At 33.6% G+C, this 15041-nt stretch carries 18 protein-coding genes and 1 pseudogene; 3 read left to right on the forward strand and 16 right to left on the reverse strand.

All coding sequences use genetic code 11. The features are described from left to right. Positions 1-34 precede the first annotated feature (34 nt). The 9 genes from H6W53_RS21070 to H6W53_RS21110 all read right to left on the reverse strand — a co-directional run bounded on the left by H6W53_RS21070 (position 35) and on the right by H6W53_RS21110 (position 5537). On the reverse strand, positions 35-802 hold the full coding sequence (locus tag H6W53_RS21070; protein WP_185209550.1) for a TatD family hydrolase: 768 nt from the start codon (positions 800-802) through the stop codon (positions 35-37). Positions 803-807: 5 nt separating this feature from the next. After that, positions 808-1323, reverse strand: coding sequence for a DUF4269 domain-containing protein (locus H6W53_RS21075; protein WP_185209552.1), 516 nt, complete (start codon positions 1321-1323; stop codon positions 808-810). Next, a complete protein-coding gene (locus H6W53_RS21080; protein WP_185209554.1) occupies positions 1320-1670 on the reverse strand; it encodes a hypothetical protein in 351 nt (116 codons plus the stop codon). The genes H6W53_RS21075 and H6W53_RS21080 overlap by 4 nt, the downstream gene beginning before the upstream one ends. Positions 1671-1676: 6 nt before the next feature. Beyond that, positions 1677-2627: a GSCFA domain-containing protein gene (locus tag H6W53_RS21085; protein WP_185209556.1), complete on the reverse strand. Its 951-nt coding sequence runs from the start codon at positions 2625-2627 to the stop codon at positions 1677-1679. A gap of 84 nt (positions 2628-2711) precedes the next feature. Continuing rightward, positions 2712-3683, reverse strand: coding sequence for a polyprenyl synthetase family protein (locus tag H6W53_RS21090; RefSeq protein WP_076392171.1), 972 nt, complete (start codon positions 3681-3683; stop codon positions 2712-2714). A 97-nt stretch (positions 3684-3780) separates the two neighbouring features. Next, on the reverse strand, positions 3781-4077 hold the full coding sequence (locus tag H6W53_RS21095) for a type II toxin-antitoxin system RelE/ParE family toxin (protein WP_116098973.1): 297 nt from the start codon (positions 4075-4077) through the stop codon (positions 3781-3783). Further along, positions 4062-4295 carry a hypothetical protein gene (locus H6W53_RS21100; RefSeq protein WP_185209558.1) on the reverse strand — a complete coding sequence of 78 codons (234 nt, stop codon included), beginning with the start codon at positions 4293-4295 and terminating at the stop codon, positions 4062-4064. Before H6W53_RS21100 ends, H6W53_RS21095 begins: the two co-directional genes overlap by 16 nt. Before the next feature lie 103 nt (positions 4296-4398). Then, positions 4399-5190: a GLPGLI family protein gene (locus H6W53_RS21105; RefSeq protein ID WP_185209560.1), complete on the reverse strand. Its 792-nt coding sequence runs from the start codon at positions 5188-5190 to the stop codon at positions 4399-4401. 11 nt (positions 5191-5201) lie between these two features. Then, positions 5202-5537 carry a hypothetical protein gene (locus H6W53_RS21110; protein WP_185209562.1) on the reverse strand — a complete coding sequence of 112 codons (336 nt, stop codon included), beginning with the start codon at positions 5535-5537 and terminating at the stop codon, positions 5202-5204. 177 nt (positions 5538-5714) lie between these two features. On the opposite strand from H6W53_RS21110, the gene H6W53_RS21115 reads away from it, so the two are divergent. Further along, positions 5715-6086, forward strand: a complete 372-nt coding sequence (locus H6W53_RS21115) for a helix-turn-helix domain-containing protein (RefSeq protein ID WP_185209564.1) — start codon at positions 5715-5717, stop codon at positions 6084-6086. Positions 6087-6152: 66 nt separating this feature from the next. Here the strand turns inward: H6W53_RS21115 and H6W53_RS21120 are convergent, their stop codons facing one another. The 3 genes from H6W53_RS21120 to H6W53_RS21130 all read right to left on the reverse strand — a co-directional run bounded on the left by H6W53_RS21120 (position 6153) and on the right by H6W53_RS21130 (position 9801). Then, a complete protein-coding gene (locus H6W53_RS21120) occupies positions 6153-7295 on the reverse strand; it encodes an inorganic phosphate transporter (protein ID WP_076392173.1) in 1143 nt (380 codons plus the stop codon). A 20-nt stretch (positions 7296-7315) separates the two neighbouring features. Further along, complete coding sequence (locus tag H6W53_RS21125; protein ID WP_076392175.1) at positions 7316-7954, reverse strand: DUF47 domain-containing protein; 639 nt, start codon at positions 7952-7954, stop codon at positions 7316-7318. Between the two features lie 152 nt (positions 7955-8106). After that, positions 8107-9801 carry a DEAD/DEAH box helicase gene (locus tag H6W53_RS21130; protein ID WP_116098975.1) on the reverse strand — a complete coding sequence of 565 codons (1695 nt, stop codon included), beginning with the start codon at positions 9799-9801 and terminating at the stop codon, positions 8107-8109. Positions 9802-10159: 358 nt separating this feature from the next. On the opposite strand from H6W53_RS21130, the gene H6W53_RS21135 reads away from it, so the two are divergent. Further along, positions 10160-10828: a DUF2461 domain-containing protein gene (locus H6W53_RS21135; RefSeq protein WP_228457852.1), complete on the forward strand. Its 669-nt coding sequence runs from the start codon at positions 10160-10162 to the stop codon at positions 10826-10828. A 48-nt stretch (positions 10829-10876) separates the two neighbouring features. On the opposite strand, the pseudogene H6W53_RS21140 reads toward H6W53_RS21135, so the two are convergent. The 4 genes and pseudogenes from H6W53_RS21140 to H6W53_RS21155 form a co-directional block, all read right to left on the reverse strand. Next, a pseudogene (locus H6W53_RS21140) lies at positions 10877-11176 on the reverse strand (type II toxin-antitoxin system RelE/ParE family toxin). Then, positions 11176-11424 carry a type II toxin-antitoxin system ParD family antitoxin gene (locus tag H6W53_RS21145; protein ID WP_185209566.1) on the reverse strand — a complete coding sequence of 83 codons (249 nt, stop codon included), beginning with the start codon at positions 11422-11424 and terminating at the stop codon, positions 11176-11178. The pseudogene H6W53_RS21140 and the gene H6W53_RS21145 overlap by 1 nt, the downstream one beginning before the upstream one ends. Positions 11425-11673: 249 nt before the next feature. Continuing rightward, on the reverse strand, positions 11674-12669 hold the full coding sequence (locus H6W53_RS21150; protein ID WP_185209568.1) for a DUF262 domain-containing protein: 996 nt from the start codon (positions 12667-12669) through the stop codon (positions 11674-11676). Between the two features lie 2 nt (positions 12670-12671). Then, positions 12672-13280, reverse strand: a complete 609-nt coding sequence (locus tag H6W53_RS21155) for a hypothetical protein (protein WP_185209570.1) — start codon at positions 13278-13280, stop codon at positions 12672-12674. 168 nt (positions 13281-13448) lie between these two features. Here H6W53_RS21155 and H6W53_RS21160 point away from each other — a divergent pair, with 168 nt between their 5' ends. Then, on the forward strand, positions 13449-14735 hold the full coding sequence (locus tag H6W53_RS21160; protein WP_076392183.1) for an adenylosuccinate synthase: 1287 nt from the start codon (positions 13449-13451) through the stop codon (positions 14733-14735). The last annotated feature ends 306 nt before the right edge of the window (positions 14736-15041 follow it).

The following is a 15041-nucleotide window of genomic DNA, read 5'->3' on the forward strand; positions in this document are numbered from 1 at the left end:
GCGAAAGCCTTCCAAATCCGGAAGGCTTTTATTTTTAAATCTGAACGAAGATTTTCTTCGCATTCTCAGTTGTAATGCTGTCAATCTCAGAAAAGTCTGTTTTATAGAGATCAACCAGTTTTCCGGCAACCAGATCAAGATAGGAGCTTTCATTTCGTTTTCCTCTGTAAGGAACCGGAGCGAGATAAGGAGAATCTGTTTCCAGAACGATTTTATCCAAAGGAATTTCATGCAGAAACTGATCTATTTTACCATTTTTAAAGGTCACAACTCCTCCGATCCCTAAAATGAAATTCAGGTCAATTGCTCGTTTTGCCTGTTCTAAATTCCCTGAAAAACAATGGAAAATCCCTCTAAGTTTCGGATGTTTTTTTCTTTCCAGTACTTCAAAAGTTTCATCAAAGCTTTCTCTGGTATGGATTACGATGGGAAGATCTTTTTCAATTGCCCAGTCGATTTGCTGTTCAAAAGCTTTCACCTGAATATCAAGAGTGGTTTTATCCCAGTACAGATCGATTCCGATTTCTCCGATGGCAGGAAAAGACCTTTGATCAAGATAATTCTTAACAATTTCGAGCTCTTTTTGCCAGGATTCCGGTTTTACATAACAGGGATGCAGTCCCATCATCGAAAAGATATGTTGCGGATATTCTGCCTCCAGTTGCAGCATTTTTTCATGAGATTCCGAATCGATTGCCGGAAGATAAAATGCTGTAATTCCCTTATTTAAAGCTCTCTGAATAGCTTCTTTTCTGTCTTCATCAAATTCTTCTGCGTATAAGTGCGTATGTGTATCAATCATTTTTTTTATATCATTTTTAACAGGTCTTCGTAAGGATTTTCTAAATTCAGTAAAATTCCGAAAGCGGGTTCCGTTTTGATGCCCTGTTTTTTTAATTTTATTATTTTCTGCTTAAAATTTTCACCTTTTCCCTGTAATATTTTGTATTCAGCGATCATGTGTTGGTAAGCGTTCTGTTCGGTTGCAGGTTTGTTTTGTCCGAAAATTTCAACAGGAAATTCTTCCAGTTTGAAATTTAAAACAGTGGCTTGTTCATTATTTACCATGATTTTTTCAATTTTTAAATCAAATTCAGAAAACATTTCAGAAAGAGTTTTCTCAAATTCAGTGAAATCTTTTGCTTCGCAGATGATATCCAGATCACTATCTTCAATATCAATTTCTATGGGAATAGTTCCTGCCAAAATGGGAGAATAATTCTTCAGCTTTTCAAAAATCTGATATCTCGTCAAAACTTCATAAGCTATTTTTTGCCTTTCATTTCCGTTTTTCAGATAGTCGATCTTTGTGAAATCAATCATTTTGATTCTATTGAGTTTGAAGATTCAACATGATAGGTATTTATCTGATGTAAAACTTCATTTGTGATGTCTTTTCCTCCGGTAAAGTTTCTGTAAAAAGAGGCAATACTGAAAATAGGTCCGAAAGGAATTCCCCACCACCCAAAAAATAAAGTCAACAGCGAATATTTCCAACTGTATTTTGAGGAAGACTCATCAGATTTTATAAAATAAATATCACTTGGTCTTTTTGATGATAGGAAAATAATTGAAATTGTGTATGAAAAAACTACGAATTTAGCACCTTTCTGTAATTCATCATTTAATTGATCGGTTGATAATCCTTCTGTGTTTTTAATAATAGCCATTAGTTTTTAAAATATTTTATGCTTTACTTTTTTTCGCTGAGCTTCGATTCTTAGGTTTAATTTTTCTTTAAATTCGATGTATTTCGGATCTTTTTCGTCGTTGGTTTTATGCTCCAACGCTTTGTGGATTTTAAAATTTTCTTTAATAAAATCTTTTGTCTCATCCGAAAAATAAGCATTTCCGAATTTTTCGAAAATGTAATTAATTGCCTGATTGTTAGGATGAATCATATCTTCTTTGTAAAAACGGTAATCGCGGAGATCGTCCATTAAAATTTCATAAACCGGAAGATAATGACAGTAATCCAGTTCATCAATCATCTCATGAATTGCAGTGATCAGTTTAGATTTACTCAGCTGATTTTCAATCATTCCGTCTTTTGTATGGCGAACCGGAGAAACAGTAAATAAGATCTGAACATCGTCCGGACAGATGTCTTTGAGGTTTAAAATTGTATTGTACACAGAATCTGTAAGTTCCTGAAAGGTCAGAAGTCTTTTTTCAAAGAATTTTTGTGGAATTTTATGACAATTAGCAACAAGTTTGTTTTTAGGCGTAAATTCGTAAATAAATGAACTTCCGTAAGTGATGATCACCCAATTGGATTTTTGCAGAAAGGAATTTCCTTCTTCAAGACCGGAATTTATTTTCTGTAACGTCTGATGAACATATCTTGTGTCAAAATTTGAGTGATGATCCAGAGAAATGAATTCATCGTTGAAGGTAATCAGTTCATCTTCATGATAAAATTCGGCATCATGAAGTCTTTTAACCGCGTTATTGATTGAAAAAGGGTTGAAAATCGTTCCGAAAGGATTATTGATGGTCTGTAATTGCCCCTGCTGAAAAAGATCCGACATTTCAGAGGCAAAACAGGAACCAATCGAAAATATTCTATCTTCAACTTCAATCTTCTTCTGCGATTCTTTGATATCAACTTCGGTTCTGAATTTCATTTAATCAATTTGAAAATTTGAGAATGTGTCAATTTGAAAATTTAAGGTTTATGCTTACTCATTTTCAAATTGACTAATTTCAAATTATGATTCTCTTCTCAATAAATAATTGGCAAGTTCTGCAAACGGCTTTTTCTTTTCTTCCGGAATATCGATTTTCTGAAGATAGCTTTGTCCGATTTCGTTATGTTTTTCAATAAGACGTAATGCTTTTTCATCTACTTTCGTTCTTCTGAAAATCTTTTCTACACCGTATACTTTGTCGATATTATCGGTCTTTTTAGAGTACCAGTAATCCAGCTCTTTTCTTTCTTCTTCTGTAGCGTGTTCTCTCGCCATCAGGTAAAGAACGGTTTTTTTGTTTTCGTAAATATCTCCGGCGTGTTTTTTACCGAACTGCGCCTGATCTCCGAAAACATCCAGATAATCGTCCATGATCTGGAATGCAATTCCGATATGTTTTCCGAAGTTAAAAATGGCTTTTGCATCCTTGAAGTTTGCTTTAGCAATCAATGCTCCGATTTCAAAGGAAGAAGCGCTTAAAACTCCTGTTTTGTAGGTAATCATTCTGATGTAATCGTCAAACGTTACATTTTCCTGAGTTTCAAAATTGATATCATATTGCTGTCCTTCGCATAAAAGTAGTCCTGTATGGGTAAAAATCCTGATGCACGCTTTGAAAATCTCAGGCTCAAGATCTTCGAAAAATTTATAGGCTTTCAGCATCAGTCCGTCTCCTGAAAGAATTCCTACGTTAATTCCGTGTAAGGTATGAATCGTTGGTTTGTTTCTTCTTAATGGTGCTTCATCCATAATGTCATCATGGATCAGCGTGAAATTATGGAAAAATTCAATTGCCAGAGCCGGCTTTATTGCCTCTTTAAGATCGCCGCCAAATAAATCGCAGGCCATTAGAACCATGATCGGACGAAGACGCTTTCCTCCGTGCGAAATAATATAGTTCATGGGTTCGTAAAGTTCTGTTGGCTTATCTTTGAAAGTATATTTGGTAATGGCATCCGCAACAATCTGCTGATATCTGTCTAAAAATTCCATAAATTCTAATAGTTTAAGCAAAAATACAATTTTTCAGGGCTTTATAAAACAAAATCCTCACCGTTTTAAGAGTGAAGATTTATTATTAAGTCAAAAATTATTTTAATTGAACCGTATCCGGATTTTTACTTCCATGTCGAATGGTGAGAATATAAATTTTATGATCTACACATTCGTAATAAAGAAGGTATTTATGAACAATCTTTACAGAAACGTTTGGTATATCTGTCTTTCTTCCAATATCCGGAAATTCAGAAAGTAATTCTAAATTATTTTTGATTAAATTATTAAGCTTTATACTGAATGAGTTTGATTGGTTTCTGTTAATCCAATACTGAAGAATATCTAGCCATTCATTGCTGGCTCTTTTTGTCCAGATTATTTGTTTAGCCATGCATTGATTTCTTTCTGAAAATCTTCATCAGATAAAACACTTCCTTCTTTTATTTCTATTCTTGCTTCCGAAACTGCTTTTTTTTCTTCTTCATTGGTTACGTAGATTTCTTCATCGTTTTGAAATTGAAGAAGCTGCAATAGCTCTTTTAGTCTTGCCTTGTTGGTAATGCCTGTGATCTGATTAATCAGGTCTATCTGTAATTCTGCAGTGCTCATAGCTTATAATTTAATCCATATAAAATTAATAAAAATTTTAAACTTTAAAAAAACAAAAACTTTGCCCGAAAGAGCAAAGTTTATTTAGTGATTATTTATGTATTCAGTCAATGTGATTATTAAATAGCTTAGAATTACTATTAATTCTACTTATTTGGTCAGGTTTAAGAGTAATGCCTGTTTGGCTTGAAAGCATTCCTGCTGGATTTTCTATCATATTTTGTTTCGCTTTGTAATATGATGAATATTTCGTTGCAAAAACGTTTTTCATTAAAACCATAGGTTTATTAGTTTTCCTAAAGCTTACCATTTTAAAGTAAACATTTTCATTAGTATCATAAACTTCTAATACAAGACCAGGAAGTCCTTTGAAAACATAAGGTCCATCAGGAATAGGTATTGATTCTGTGAACCAGGCTGTATAATGCCTTCCTTTATATTTTCCTGTCGCTTTTTTACAAAGATAAGATTCGACAGTTTTTGTTTCAGATTGAACTTTCCATGCAATTGGATCTTCTAAAAGGTACGAAAGTTTATTTTTCATTAATTCCTTGTATATAGTCTGCTTTCCATCTTCAAGATATACTTCAGATTTGAAATTTACAGGAGGAACACCTCTCATATCTACAACTACTTTTCCATTAACTGCATTTGCTACAGCTTTGTTTCCAATTGACATAGCGATGGAGTCACTTAATGCTTTTTGAGTACTTCTGAATAAAGATTTCTGTCCGTTGATTAGTAAAGATAAATCCTCTTCCATAGGATCTTTCTTTGTTAATGTATCTGCAAAACTTCTAATTCTGTAAATAACTTCGTATTCAGATTTAGGACTGTCTGACTGTGAGTATAAAATACTACTTAATACTACAAAAACTAATAAATAAAATTTCATTTTAAAACAAATTAATGTCCTCCATTTCCTGTTCCCCAACCATGTTGTGTTCCTAAACCGCAATGATATTCTGTTAGTAATTGCGAGTTGTGAATTTCGTCTGCAACTGCCTGTGCATGAGTGGCAGTTCCAGAGCCTTCACCCCAACAAACTGTATCTGCGACAAATACATCCAGACACCAAATATACAAAGACCATTCGTAACATTGCATTCTGAATTTTTTGTCTGCTTTTTTATTATCCGGAAGTTTTTCAGTTTTTTTCTCTTCTTTCTTTTCCTTGTCAATATTCTTTGCGTTTGCAAATCCGACAGTTACAATACTTAATGCTAATAATAATTTTTTCATTTGTTTAATTTTAGTTAATGATATGATTAAAGTACTTCGCGAAAACTTTTATCAAAAATGTAAAGAAGTATTGTTTAAAACAATTCGAAAAGGAATAAAATTTATTCGAAATCGAATAAAATGAAATAACAGAGGTTTTTAAAAAAAGATTTATCTTTATGTTCTAATTTTGATTTAATGAATAGCGTAGGTTTTAAAATAAAAAGACTTAGAGAAAGAAAAAATATATCTCAAGAGGAATTTGCTTACAAGCTGGATATCTCGCAAGGAACTCTTAGTAAAATTGAAAATGGAGCGGTGGAGAAAATTGATTTTCTTTTTATGCAAAAAGTTTGTGATTATTTTGAAATTGATCCTAATTACTTTTTGGATGATCAGATTATTCAAAATAATACAGAAAATAAAGCCTCTGCAATCACTGTTTATGGAAATTCAACAGTAAATACAGTTTCTTCGGAAATTCTGGAAAATTTAGCTCAAAATCAGAATCAAATTATTAAACTTATTGAGTTACAAAATAAATTGATAGAAAATTTATTAAAAAAGTAAATTTATTAAAACAAAAAACTTTGCCCTAAAGAGCAAAGTTTTATTATTTTTAGTAATCTCAGTTGTTTAAGATAATGCAGTTACTGCAAGGTAAGTAATTCCGGCAACAATTGCAGAGATCGGAATGGTAAGAACCCATGCCCAAAGAAGGCTTACAGTGATTCCCCATCTTACGGCAGAAACTCTTTTCGTAAGACCAACCCCGATAATTGAACCTGTAATCGTATGGGTGGTAGAAACAGGAATCCCGAAGTGATCTGTAATGAATAACGTAATAGCACCTGCTGTTTCAGCACTTACTCCTTCCAGAGAAGTTACTTTTGTAATTTTTGTACCCATGGTTTTGATGATCTTCCATCCACCGCTCATTGTACCTAAAGCGATCGCGATAAACGAAACCAGAGGAACCCAGATGTAGTGCTGTGCAAAGTAATCGAAACGCTCTCCAGATTTAAGATTTAGATAAATCGGATCGTGAAGCATTTCAACGTGATAGTAAATTAATGCCGCACCAATGATTCCCATTACTTTCTGCGCATCGTTAAGACCGTGTCCTAAACTGAAAAGTGCCGAAGAAGCAAGCTGCAGTTTTTTGAAAGACTGGTCTGCTTTGTGCGGGTTTGATCTTTTATAAAGGTGAACAATAATTAAAGTAATGATAATTGAGATAATCATCCCGATAATCGGAGCCATGAAAATGAAAAGGAAAATAGGGATTACTTTATCAAATTTCACAACGCTCTGGTGTGTTACCTGCGAAGCGGCTGCTTTTACGGTTTCCCAAGTTCCCAATTCCGGCTGTGCTGCTGCAACATTGTGGTAATCCATCATAAAAGCGTGCATTAAAGCTGCTCCTAAAAATCCTCCGATCAGTGTGTGTGAAGAGGAAGAAGGAATACCAAACCACCATGTTAAAAGGTTCCACGCGATTGCCGCAACAAGACCTGAAAAGATAACTTCGAGGGTGATAAAATTCTCATTAACTGTTTTGGCAATTGTATTACCAATTTTAAATTCTCCGATGATGTAAGCAGCGATGAAGAAAGCTGCAAAATTCCAGAGTGCTGCCCAAAGAACCGCCTGGAACGGAGTTAAAACTTTTGTAGAAACAATAGTCGCAATTGAGTTGGCTGCATCATGAAAACCATTGATGTAATCGAATATTAAAGCCAATGCAATAATAACTATAAGTAAAATCGGAAATTCCATTGTTTAATTATAATTATTAATTAAGCGTATTTAATCATGATGTTTTCAATCGTGTTGGCAACATCTTCTGCTTTGTCAGTTACGACTTCAAGATAATTAAGTACAGATGAAACTTTGATAATGTTGATCGCATCGTTTGTTTCAAATAATTCTACCATAGAATTGGATAACAAATCGTCTGCAATGTTTTCGATAGAGTTTACTTTGATACAAGCTTCTTTTACCTGCTCCATATTTTTGAATCCTTTCAGGTTTTTCATCGCATTCTGGATCTCAAGACAAGCTTTGTGAATCAGTAATGAAAAGTCTGAATAAGCCTTCATTTCAGGCGATTTGTAAAGGAAAATATATTTTGTGGAAGCGTAGATGTAATCTGCGATATCGTCTAATCCTGTTGCTAGAGTGTGGATATCTTCCCTGTCGAAAGGAGTGATGAAGTTTTTCCCCAGTTCTACGAAGATCTCGTGAGTAAGCTCATCATTTTTGTGTTCGTAATCGCTCATCTTTTTCAACATAGAATCGTCGTTCAGATCGAAATCTTTGATTCCGTGGTTGAATTCCTCAGACATTGCTACAAGGTTTTCTGTTACTTTTTCGAAAAGCACAAAGAAGATTTTATCTTTCGGTTGAAAAGCGTGGAAAATATTACCAATTCCCATTGTAAAGTTTTTATAATTCGAGTGCAAATTTCTTAAAAAACCACCTTACCTGAAAGAGTATAACATTAAGTTTTGTTAACATTGGATGAACGCCTGATTATCAAATAAAAAAACCGACTTTACAGCCGGTTTTAGGTATATTTTCAGTAAGATTAATTAGCCTCTTCAGCTCTCATTTCCTTACCTCTGAATTTCATTGTAGAAATATTGCTCAAAAGATCTCCTTTGAAAGATTTTTCAACCTCGAAGAAAGAGAATTTCTCTAAAATTTCGATGTCTCCGATCTCGGCTCTTTTTTTGCTTTTTCCTGAAGATGTCGCTTTGTTGATGATGTCTAAAACGTCAAGTTTTTTCAACTGGTCTTTTTTACCAAGGTTGAAGAAAAATCGAACCATATTTTCGTTCTTTCTTCTTGGTTTTGCACCACGTTCTCTTCTGTCGCTTCTTTCTCCACGTTCCCCTCTGTCGCGGTCTCTTCCTCTGTCACGGTCTCTTCTTGAACCTCTGTCGTCATCTCTGCTGCTCAGTTTCTGTTCCACAAGATCATGTCTGTCTTTGTAGTACATTGCAAGATCTTTCAGTTGGAACTGAAGCAGTTTGTGAGCCAGTTCTTCTTTGGTGAATGCCGATAAATCAGGAATCAGAGAATCATCAAATTCAAAGAAATCTTCGTGAATTTCGAATAGACTTTCGAAAACTCCACCAACCTGAGCTTTGATAATATCGTCACCGGTAGGAATTTTACCTTCCGTGATTTCAATTTTCGTAGCCGATTTGATCTGCTTTAATTTTCTGCTTTCTTCAGGCTTGATTAAAGACATTGAAATTCCGTCTTTTCCTGCTCTTCCTGTTCTTCCGCTTCTGTGTACGAAAACTTCAGGATCGTCCGGTAAAGAATAGTGGATAACGTGGGTAAGAGAATTTACATCCAGACCTCTAGCTGCAACGTCTGTTGCTACAAGAATATCAATATTTTTCAGTCTGAACTTCTTCATTACCGTATCTCTCTGCGCCTGAGAAAGGTCTCCGTGAAGTGCATCTGCTGCATAACCGTTCTGCATTAAGAAATCGGCAACTTCCTGAGTTTCCATTCTTGTTCTGCAGAAAATAATGGAGTACTGATTCGGGTTAGAATCAATTAATCTCTTTAAAGCTTCTTTTTTCTGACGATATCCTGCTACGTAAAATTCGTGCTTAATGTTCTTCTTAACTTCGTTAATAGAACCTACCGAAATTCTGTGAGGCTTCGTTAAATAATTTTTGGAAATTCTTTCCACTTCCTTGTTCATCGTAGCCGAGAAAAGGAAAGTCTGTTTTGTTTCCGGTGTTTCGCTTAAAATTGTTTCCAACTCGTCTTTGAAACCCATGGAAAGCATTTCGTCTGCTTCATCCAAAACCAACCAATGAATGGCAGAAAAGTCTAACGCTTTTCTGTTAATCAAATCGATTACTCTTCCCGGAGTTCCCACAATAATCTGCGGTTTGTCCTTCAGAGATCTCATTTGTTCCATAATGCTGCTTCCACCATAAACTGCAGTAGTTTTGATGTTCGCCATGTACTTAGAATAATTTTTTATGTCTTTAGCAATCTGAAGACATAATTCCCGTGTCGGACAAAGCACCAAAAGCTGGATTTTGCGACTCGTTTCGTCAATCATATCCAAAATCGGAAGCGAAAACGCTGCTGTTTTGCCTGTCCCCGTCTGCGCAAGTGCGATCAAGTCGCGAATATCTGAAAGAATAAAAGGGATAGTCTGTTTTTGGATTTCTGTCGGGCTTTCGTAGCCCAGTTCGCCAATTGCCTTAAGAATATCAGGACTTAAATTGGTCTCCGTAAATAAATTCATTAAATATTATAAAATTTCTGCAAATATACAATAAATATTTGATTTGTTTTTGAATTATTTTTAAATAATCAAACTTAAATTCAGAATCCTTTAATCTTTTACTTTTATTTTGAAAATTAAATGCAAAAAAACAGGGTGCAAATTATAAAGATGTTAACCATTGTTTTTTTTTATTAGATGTGTTTTATTTTTTCTCTGTAATTTATGAATTTTCAAAAATTTTGAACTTTCAGATCGATTTAAATTCTTTATTTGGTTATTTGTGTGGAAAAAGTATAATTGAAAACAGTTCGGTTTTTGTACATTTGAATCATTACAATTTATCAGTTTTACAATTTAAAATAAAAAACTTTACAGAATGATGTCCGCAACAATTTCTCCAAAAGTATTCGATTTTCTTAATCAACTTACCGTTAACAATAACCGCGAATGGTTTACGGAAAATAAAAACCTTTACACGGAATCTCAGGAAAATGTGATTGCTTTCCTTGAAGATCTCATTAAAGAAATGTCTGGTTTTGATGAAGAACTGGGAAAAATTGATGCCAAGAAATCTCTGTTCAGAATTTACAGAGATACACGATTTTCAAAGGATAAAATTCCTTACAAAACGAATTTCGGAGCTTCACTGGGAATGGGAAAAGGAAGTCAGAAAGGCGGATATTATCTGCATCTGGAACCGGGGAAATCGTTCATTGCCGGAGGAATTTATATGCCGGAATCTTCAGTTTTAAAAGAGTTGAGAAAAGAAATTTCTTTGTATGGAGAAGATTTTCTTAAAGTCATCAACAACAAAGAATTCAAAAAGTATTTTCAGGATCTTGATCAGGATGATAAGCTGAAAAAAATTCCGCAGGGTTTTGAAAAGGAAGATCCGATGGGAGAGTATCTCAAACTGAAAAGTTTTATCGTGGTTTATAACCTGAAAGATGAAGAAGTTTTCGATAAAAATGCCGTGAAAAATCTTGCCAAAATCTTTAAAGTGATGATGCCTTTGAATGATTTTCTGAATACGCCTTTTTTGTAGGTGAATTTGTTCAACCCTCACAGGTTTTCAAAATCTGTGAGGGTTGATTTATTCTTCCAATCTTGAAGAAATGTCCATCTGTTGATGAAGAATTCTTATGATTTCAATTTCTTCGTTTTTAAGATTGATTTTATAAAAGATAAAGTGCGATTTCACTCTTGAACGAAAATACCCTTTTCATACTTCATTATAATCTTTTCCTGATTTTGGATTTTCAGATAGATATTCAATTTCATCCATCAGTAAGTCGAAATAATGATCTGCCTGTTCTTTTGAGCAGATTTCGGATGTGTACAGCCAAATTTTTTCTAAATCAATTGATGCTTCTTTGCTGATTTTGTATTTCATTATTCAGCAGAATATTTCTGATGAATATTTTTCAGAAATTCTTTACGGTCAAAATTCTCCACGAATCCGGATTTTTCACCTTTTTTTAATTCATTGATTAATTCTGATTTTTTAGATTCCTCATTCTCAAACATTCGTAACGCAGCTCTCACAACTTCACTTGCAGAAGAGAATTTCCCAGATTTAATCTGTTGACTGATAAAGTTCTCGAAATAATCGCCTAATAAGATGGATGTGTTTTTTGCCATTATTTTGATTTTAAATCAAAGATACCAATTGTTGGTATTTTTTCAAAATGGGAAGATTAAAAAATATTCAATAATGAAATTATGACGAATTCTATTAAAGATTATTATGGAACTTTGGTGGTGATTTCACATGATGGGGTGTGTTTTTGGAGGAGATTGGGGAGAGGAGTGAGATTTTACTGAATTCATAATAATAATAAAGAGGGTTTTAGATAATTCTAAAACCCTCTTTATATCTTATTTTAAAGGTTAAGATAATATTTGTTCTCTAAAAAATTCGCTTCTAATTACTCTTGCACTTCTTGAATTTGTTCCTGTGTACATATTTGAATAGTAATTAGCATAAATATTACTGGCTTTATTTTGATTTTTATTTTCTATTATCAAACTTTCTGTTTCTTTCAATTTAATTATAATATTTTCAACGGTTTGATTACTAAAGCAAAGTTCACATACTAATGTGAAAAAATTTGATTTTCTGTACCAAATAGAATCAGATTCTAGTGGTGATCTAATAATATTTAATATTTTCTCACTTGTTAGATTTTTGGATATTTCATAATTAGGATATTCATCGTTATATTTAGAAATATATTCTTCAACTTTATTATCGTAAGTAAAGTAACCTCCTTCTTCTAAAGTTGATAATACTAAAAGAATGAAATGTAAATCTGCCATACGAGTAAGTTCGCTTTCACTAAAGATAGGAACTTTTAAATCTTCTAAATCAATAATTTTTAAAATCTCTTTTGCGCATGAAATAAATTCACCATCATAAATTGCATTATTGATTTCTATTGCATTTAATGTAAAATTGGTTGAGTTGATTCTTTTGAAAACCTCAATTATAACATCAGGTTCAACATCTTTTAAATCACGTATTATTACATCATAATTTAAGAATTCACGCTGTTCATCAGGATCTAAATCAGCATATTTCGGAATTGATTTCTCAAAACTAGAGTTTCCATCGATGTATTTCAATATTGTAGTTAAGCGTTGTTGCCCATCAACAACAACATTTTGTGTTGTTAAAGTATTTAAGTCTATACCTTTCTGTGAAATATAAATTTCTGGAAAAGGAAATCCATCTAATATAGTACGGATAAAATTTTCCATATGAGATGGAGTCCAAACAAACTCTCTCTGAAATTCGGGTTGTAAAATTAATTCTTCTCTTTTAATTTTTCCAATTAGGTCGGAAATTGTTTTTTTATCTGGTTGAGCTGGTATCTGTTTTGCCATCTTTAAATTGTTTCAAATTTGTACTTAATTTCTTCTAATGAAAATCGATAATATTTTTCTGCATATTTATGATTCTTAAATAAACCTCCTTTTACTATGTAATTTCCTACTTCTGACTTAGAATGTGATATACTTTTGAAAAAATCATCCCACACAGTTTTGAGTTCTTTAAAGGAGTTAGTATTTTGAGGTAATAAATCTGGTCTCATCCAACCACGTGTGAAATATTTCAGAAATCTTATAAATCTTCTATTCTGAGCTAATGTCAAGGTTATTTCATTGGATTTTATCTGATATTGATAGTCACATATTAATTCAAAGAACTTATCAAAAAGTCTTTCATTAAATATGACAACATCAATATCTGAATCATAGCTAAAATCTGTAAATTTATAAGGACTGAATCCAAATTTTGACGAACCAACAATTAATATTTCAAAAAACTCAATTTCAAAATGGTCTGAAATTCGTTTTCTAAAAGTATAATAATCATTTTCTCTATTTTCGAATACTTTGGGAATACCATGAAAGAAAACTTTTTGTGTGAAAACTTTTTTTTCATCTTCGTTACTTAAATTAAGTACTTCTTGTTTAAAATCTTCTAAATTCAATTTATTAGTTTTTGTTATTTCAAGATTGTTAGTTTTACTCAAATATAAAATAAATTTTCAATATACAACCACGTGATTCCCACCCACCCAAAAAATAAAATCCGCCACAAATTTGCCCACCCAATTTTTTAAAAGTAATTTTGCATGAATCTAAAATAAAAGTAAAATATGTCAACTTACGTAGTTGTAGGTCTTCAGTATGGAGATGAAGGTAAAGGAAAAATCACGGATGTTTTATCGGCAAAATCAGATTACGTTGTACGTTTCCAAGGGGGAGACAACGCGGGTCACACGGTTTATGTAGGTGAAGAGAAATTCGTTTTGCACCTTCTTCCATCGGGAGTTCTTCAGTGCAAAGGGAAATGTATCATTGCGAACGGAGTAGTGGTAAATCCTAAATCTTTCATTAAGGAGGTGAATCAGATCGAAAGCAAAGGCTTAAAGACAGATCACATTTTCATCAGCAGAAGAGCGCATGTTATCATGCCTTATCACATTCTTTTGGATACGTACCGTGAAGAAGAGCACGGAGGAACGCAGATCGGGACAACAAAAAAAGGAATCGGACCTTGCTATGAAGATAAAATTGCAAGGGTGGGAATCAGAATGATCGACCTTTTGAATCCTGAAATTTTAAGAGACAAAATCGAGAAAAACTTAAAAATCAAGAATTCTCTTTTTGAAAAATACTTCGGAAAACCTACATTGGACGTTGAAGAAATTTACAACGAATATTTAGAAATCGGAAAACAGCTTCAGGACAGAATCGTAGATACGGAACTTGAACTGAATGAAGCGATCAGAGACGGTAAAAATGTTCTATTCGAAGGAGCGCAGGCTTTAATGTTGGATATCGACTTCGGAACGTATCCATACGTAACTTCATCTTCTCCGTCTACGGGAGGAGTTTGTACAGGAGCGGGAGTTCCGCCAACTTCGCTGCAGAACTTAATTGGTGTTGCCAAAGCATACTGTACAAGAGTTGGAAACGGACCTTTCCCTTCAGAACTGGATAACGAACTGGGTGAGAAAATCAGACAGATCGGAGGAGAATTCGGAGCAACAACAGGAAGACCGAGAAGAACAGGCTGGTTAGACCTTGTTTCTTTGAAGCACGCTTGTATGATCAACGGAATCAATAATTTAGTGATTACAAAATTAGACGTTCTTACAGGGATTGAAAATCTGAAAGTAGTTACGCATTACAAAACTGAAGACGGAAAAATCATCGATTATTTCACATCATCCACCGAAAAATTATACAACTACGAACCAATCTATCAGGATTTGCCGGGTTGGAACGAAGATATCACGAAAGCCAGAAGCTACGACGAGCTTCCGCAAACGGCTCAGGAATACATCGAGTTTATCGAAAAATATTTAGGAATCAACGTTTACTTGGTTTCTGTTGGACCGGAAAGAAGCCAGAATATCATCAGGAAAGAATTATTCTAAGAATATTTTTTCCAACATACAGAAAGAGATCATCAAGCGATGGTCTCTTTTTTTATGAATAAATTTAAAAACTAAATTTCTACTTTCTGTTTATTTCGTAAATTTCGATCATCAACTATCAACCAATTCCTTTTTCAGGAGCTTTTTCTAGCTTTCGCTACTCGCTTTTTTGAGGTTTCGGGGGGGGGAAAGCCGCCCCCCAAAAAAACGAAAAGGGGTCAGACCGACCCCTCCACCACAGGTAATATAGAAGGCCTCTATTTTAAATATTTTTTGTGGGCATTATATTTTTTATCCCGGAAAAAA

Origin of the sequence: Chryseobacterium sp. C3 (assembly GCF_014218905.1) — a bacterium.
GTDB classification, from domain to species: domain Bacteria; phylum Bacteroidota; class Bacteroidia; order Flavobacteriales; family Weeksellaceae; genus Chryseobacterium; species Chryseobacterium mucoviscidosis.

Bases quoted from the DNA above. Each gene is read 5' to 3' on its own strand.
- H6W53_RS21115 (WP_185209564.1), top strand. From the start codon at position 5,715: ATGAATAGCGTAGGTTTTAAAATAAAAAGACTTAGAGAAAGAAAAAAT.
- H6W53_RS21100 (WP_185209558.1), bottom strand. From the start codon at position 4,295: ATGAGCACTGCAGAATTACAGATAGACCTGATTAATCAGATCACAGGC.
- H6W53_RS21085 (WP_185209556.1), bottom strand. From the start codon at position 2,627: ATGAAATTCAGAACCGAAGTTGATATCAAAGAATCGCAGAAGAAGATT.
- H6W53_RS21125 (WP_076392175.1), bottom strand. From the start codon at position 7,954: ATGGGAATTGGTAATATTTTCCACGCTTTTCAACCGAAAGATAAAATC.
- H6W53_RS21105 (WP_185209560.1), bottom strand. From the start codon at position 5,190: ATGAAATTTTATTTATTAGTTTTTGTAGTATTAAGTAGTATTTTATAC.
- H6W53_RS21150 (WP_185209568.1), bottom strand. From the start codon at position 12,669: ATGGCAAAACAGATACCAGCTCAACCAGATAAAAAAACAATTTCCGAC.
- H6W53_RS21090 (WP_076392171.1), bottom strand. From the start codon at position 3,683: ATGGAATTTTTAGACAGATATCAGCAGATTGTTGCGGATGCCATTACC.
- H6W53_RS21110 (WP_185209562.1), bottom strand. From the start codon at position 5,537: ATGAAAAAATTATTATTAGCATTAAGTATTGTAACTGTCGGATTTGCA.
- H6W53_RS21160 (WP_076392183.1), top strand. From the start codon at position 13,449: ATGTCAACTTACGTAGTTGTAGGTCTTCAGTATGGAGATGAAGGTAAA.
- H6W53_RS21135 (WP_228457852.1), top strand. From the start codon at position 10,160: ATGATGTCCGCAACAATTTCTCCAAAAGTATTCGATTTTCTTAATCAA.
- H6W53_RS21075 (WP_185209552.1), bottom strand. From the start codon at position 1,323: ATGATTGATTTCACAAAGATCGACTATCTGAAAAACGGAAATGAAAGG.
- H6W53_RS21080 (WP_185209554.1), bottom strand. From the start codon at position 1,670: ATGGCTATTATTAAAAACACAGAAGGATTATCAACCGATCAATTAAAT.
- H6W53_RS21130 (WP_116098975.1), bottom strand. From the start codon at position 9,801: ATGAATTTATTTACGGAGACCAATTTAAGTCCTGATATTCTTAAGGCA.
- H6W53_RS21070 (WP_185209550.1), bottom strand. From the start codon at position 802: ATGATTGATACACATACGCACTTATACGCAGAAGAATTTGATGAAGAC.
- H6W53_RS21120 (WP_076392173.1), bottom strand. From the start codon at position 7,295: ATGGAATTTCCGATTTTACTTATAGTTATTATTGCATTGGCTTTAATA.
- H6W53_RS21145 (WP_185209566.1), bottom strand. From the start codon at position 11,424: ATGGCAAAAAACACATCCATCTTATTAGGCGATTATTTCGAGAACTTT.
- H6W53_RS21095 (WP_116098973.1), bottom strand. From the start codon at position 4,077: ATGGCTAAACAAATAATCTGGACAAAAAGAGCCAGCAATGAATGGCTA.